Origin of the sequence: Planktothrix tepida PCC 9214 (assembly GCF_900009145.1) — a bacterium.
In the GTDB taxonomy this organism is placed as follows: Bacteria; Cyanobacteriota; Cyanobacteriia; order Cyanobacteriales; family Microcoleaceae; genus Planktothrix; species Planktothrix tepida.
This window is the reverse complement of the sequence record NZ_LN889862.1, coordinates 1-638: the sequence shown is the minus strand read 5'-3', so window position 1 is coordinate 638 and position 638 is coordinate 1. Positions and strand designations below refer to the sequence as shown.

The following is a 638-nucleotide window of genomic DNA, read 5'->3' as shown; positions in this document are numbered from 1 at the left end:
AAACTAGATAGGGTTGGTATTTTTAACCCTAATTCTTTAGAAATATCTTCCCAACTTTGTCCGGCTAATCGTCGTTTAACAAGGGCTTTAAAATTAGCAGATGGATGACCCCGAACACAGTGATTTTTAAATTGTTGTTGAGGATCTGATTCAATATATTCTAAAACTAATTCAGATAAACATTGTTCAGATTCTACGGGTGTTAAGTTAAGTTGATTTTCCTCAAGGTGTTGTACAAGTCGTTGATTTTCTCCGAACACTTCTCGAATGGCTTGATTGATCCAACGGGTTTCTAATAAAAAGTTAACCCATCGAATCACAGGTGCTCTGGTGGAATCATATTTATCGATATGGGTACAAACATCAAGCCAAAGTCGTTGTAATGCGATCGCATAGATTTCTTCATAAATCCCTGGTAAAAATTCCCCACGACGGGGACGACACAACCGACCAGATGCTTGAATTTCTATTAATAAACGGGTTAAAGTTTGCTTTCGTTGGGGACTCGAAACCGGATAGGTTTGAGCTTCCAATGTTAGGCTTTTTAACCGTTCATCTTCTTCATTCCTCTGCTGGAAGTTCATGTTCGGGTACTAACTTCTGATTCGCTTTCATTCTATCTATGGCGTTTCGGGGTT

The 638-nt window shown here is 38.9% G+C and carries 1 protein-coding gene; it reads right to left on the bottom strand.

All coding sequences use genetic code 11. The annotated features are described in order from the left end of the window. Positions 1-584, bottom strand: a 584-nt coding sequence (locus PL9214_RS29505) for a hypothetical protein (RefSeq protein WP_072722822.1), incomplete at its 3' end; no start/stop codon positions are given. Between the last annotated feature and the right edge of the window lie 54 nt (positions 585-638).